Source organism: Pseudoalteromonas sp. Z1A6 (assembly GCF_011378745.1).
Classification (GTDB): Bacteria; Pseudomonadota; Gammaproteobacteria; order Enterobacterales; family Alteromonadaceae; genus Pseudoalteromonas; species Pseudoalteromonas arctica.
In genome coordinates this window covers 1-3,115 of record NZ_WTKW01000431.1, presented here as the reverse complement: position 1 = coordinate 3,115, position 3,115 = coordinate 1, and the positions used below count along the sequence as shown (strand labels likewise).

General features: G+C 39.0%; 2 protein-coding genes. Both read left to right on the top strand.

Annotated elements, in window-relative coordinates:
* Positions 1-710: 710 nt before the first annotated feature.
* The gene (proB, locus tag GQR46_RS18130) at positions 711-1,817 is read left to right on the top strand and encodes a glutamate 5-kinase (RefSeq protein ID WP_010554355.1); all 1,107 of its coding nucleotides are present in this window, start codon (positions 711-713) and stop codon (positions 1,815-1,817) included.
* Entirely contained in the window at positions 1,814-3,061 is a 1,248-nt protein-coding gene (locus GQR46_RS18125; protein ID WP_165741894.1) for a glutamate-5-semialdehyde dehydrogenase, read from the top strand. The genes proB and GQR46_RS18125 overlap by 4 nt, the downstream gene beginning before the upstream one ends.
* Positions 3,062-3,115 lie beyond the last annotated feature (54 nt).

Below are 3,115 nucleotides of genomic sequence, written 5' to 3'. Positions count from 1 at the left end.
TTATTTTAAAGTGTATTAATTGTTTAATTTATTGAATTTTAATAACAATATAAAGGGTATGAGTGTTTCGTATTAACTTAGTTCGAATTTTAACCTTGATTTTAAAGGGGTATTTGGTGTATTATACTTCGTGTTCTAATAATTAGTCATCTAACGAAGTTTATTGAAGATAAAACAGGCTTGTTAATCTTAACGTCATTTTTAATCTTTATAATCATGTGTTAGTGATGTTTCTAGTATTAGAGCATTACAAAATATCATTTGCCGAATTCTTGGTATGGTTTTGCCAAACAAGTTTATTTAATTATTTAAGTAAATAAAGGTTTGAGTTGAACTATTACTTTCAATATTTAGCCCCCCATCGTGGCGGTTAAATCTCGGTCCTTTGGTCTTCACCCTATCTGTTGGTGTATCAGACTTTAGAGGCTCTATGTATGTTGTTAATAAAAAAGCCACACACAGCTTTTTACAGCGATGCATAAACAACACTTTTAAATTTTTTGATTAGTGCTGCTCAATATTATTGGGTTGTTGCTACTTTTACTTAACCTCAAATCTAAGCTTCTTGTTTTAGATATGGTTTTTGCGTGTGTGTAAAAAAGTGTTGCCTAAATGAAAAGAAAAATTCGAAGCTATGTTTTAAACCTAGCTACTTAGTTTTAGCTCGTCTAATTAAGATGAGCGCAGATAAAATGGAAAGTTGAGCATTTATGCAAAAGTTAAATTGGCGACGTATCGTACTTAAAGTAGGTAGTGCATTAATTGCACCAGATCAAGATGGCTGCCGTTCGCGTTACATATTAACCATCGCACAGTTCATTGTTCGTTGTCGTGCCCGTGGAATCGAGGTGATTTTAGTATCATCGGGTTCTGTAGCGGCTGGAGCGCATTTATTCCCATCAGACAAACCTCGCTCTGTGGTGATGAAAAAAGCAATGGCAGCAGCAGGCCAAACAGAAATGATCGCCATGTGGGACCGCTTTTTTGACTTTCCATCTGCGCAACTATTATTAACGCACGGCGATTTACGTGACCGCGAGCGTTACCAAAGTATTCGCGAAACAGTGTTTACTTTGCTTGAGCATGGTGTTTTTCCTATCATTAATGAAAATGATGCTGTAACTACCGACGACTTAAGAGTGGGTGATAACGACAACTTATCAGCAATGGTCGCAGCAGCAGCCGATGCCGATGCTTTATTAATATTCTCAGACGTTGATGGGTTATATGATAAAAACCCTAACTTACATGATGATGCGGTGTTACTGCCTGAAATAAAATCAATTGATGAATCTATTTATGCTATGGCAGGATGTGCTACAAGTGCTGTTGGTACTGGTGGCATGAAAACCAAAATAGAAGCGGCAGAAAAAGCAACGTCACATGGTATCGCGACTTATATTATAAACGGCTTTAAAGAAGAAACATTTACGAAACTGCTAGCTGGGGAAAATCCTGGTAGCGTATTTTTACCGTACGAAAAGCCGATGCAAGATTCTGTACATTGGATGACACACACAGCAAATGAGCAAGGTGAAGTTGTTGTTGATGGATCATTTGATGAATCCCTTGAAGGTGAAAGTGGATGTATTCGCGGTGATGAAATCATGGAAGTCCATGGTGAATTTGCTGTTGGTGATACCATTTTAGTACGTAGTGAAGACGGTACGCGTTTAGCTAAAGCGACCGCAAATTATAGTAGCTGTTTGTTAAACTTTATTGCAGACAACGAACAGAGTGAATTCAGCGAAAAAATGCAGGATTCAATTGGACCAGTTATATCTGAAAAACATATCGCATTATTGGAGAAGTCATGAGTTTAATTACGGACATTTCACGCCAGACAGCTAAAGCTGCCCATACACTTGCTTTACTCGATACCGAGACTAAAAATCAAGTACTAGTTGAAATGGCAGCGGCATTAAGAGAGCAAAAAGCATTTATAATCAAAGAAAACGAAAGTGACCTAAGCGCAGCACGCGACAATAACTTAGCAGCCTCAATGATCGACCGCTTAACGCTAAACGATGAGCGTATTGAAGCAATGGCAGAAGGTATTGAAGTAATCGTAAGCCTGGACGATCCTGTTGGTCAGCTACGTGATATTACAGAGCGTCCAAATGGCATTAAAATTCGTAAAATGCGCGTACCTCTTGGCGTTGTATGTATGATTTACGAAGCACGCCCAAATGTAACAGCAGACGCTGGCGCATTATGTTTTAAATCAGGTAATGGCGTAATTTTACGTGGCGGTAAAGAAGCACTTAAAAGTTCGCAAGCTATCGCAAGTGTAATGCACAGCGTACTTGAAAAGCATAACTTACCAGTATCACTTATTTCAGTGATTCCAGATCCAGATCGTGCACTATTAATGGAATTAATGCAGCAACGTGAAAGCATTGACTTAATAATTCCACGTGGCGGTGAAGGCTTAATTAACTTTGTTACTGAAAACAGTACGATTCCAGTAATTCAGCATTACAAAGGCGTTTGTCATCTATATGTAGATAAAGATGCAGACCTAGAAATTGCGCTTAACTTACTACTTAACGGTAAAACGCAGCGTACCGGTGTTTGTAATGCACTTGAGGGCTTAGTAGTTCATCAAGATGTTGCAGATGAGTTTTTAAATCTGTGCGCAGTTGTATTACGCCAAGAAGGTGTAAAAATAAATGCTGACTGCTTTGCAGCTAAATACTTTGATAATGCAACTGTGTTAGCCGATAACGAATTTGGTGAAGAATATCTAGACCTAGAAATCGCTATTCGCGTTGTACCAAACTTTACGGCAGCGGTTGAACACATTGCACAGTTTGGATCAAACCACACTGAAGTAATTTGCACTAAAAACGCAGCCGCTGCAGAGTTATTCCAGCGTAGTGTCGATGCTTCTGTAGTGATGGTTAATACATCATCTCGCTTTTCTGATGGCTCACAGCTGGGTCTAGGCGCAGAGATTGGTATAGCAACTTCTAAGCTTCATGCATACGGCCCTATGGGACTTGAGTCACTGACTACTGAGAAGTACTTAGTGAATGGTGAAGGCCAAGTTCGCGAGTAACCGCTAAAGCTTAATTTCATTAAAAAGCCGAGTATGGAAATACTCGGCTTTTTT